Annotated in this window: 1 protein-coding gene; it reads left to right on the top strand. The window is 35.5% G+C overall.

Translation table 11 applies throughout. From position 1 onward, the window contains the following. Nucleotides 1–256, top strand: a 256-nt coding sequence (locus tag SB717_RS37640; RefSeq protein ID WP_410908256.1) for a phosphatidylglycerophosphatase A family protein, incomplete at both ends; no start/stop codon positions are given.

The raw sequence follows: 256 nt of genomic DNA, 5'->3' as shown, positions 1-256 counted from the left end.
ATGTAGAACGTGTACTATCAAAACGTGAAGTACAAAACGCACTGATTACAGGTATCGAACTTGATGTCCTTGCTGAAAAGGGAATGCTAAGTGAACCGTTACAAGATATTGTAAAACGTGATGAAGGCTTATACGGAATTGATGAAGTTATCGCACTTTCTATCGTGAACGTGTACGGCCCTATCGGTTTCACAAACTTTGGATATATTGATAAATTAAAACCTGGTATTTTAGAATACTTAAATGATAAATCAAC

Source organism: Priestia sp. SIMBA_032, assembly GCF_046535215.1.
GTDB lineage: Bacteria > Bacillota > Bacilli > Bacillales > Bacillaceae_H > Priestia > Priestia aryabhattai.
This window is presented reverse-complemented; position numbering and strand designations above follow the sequence as displayed.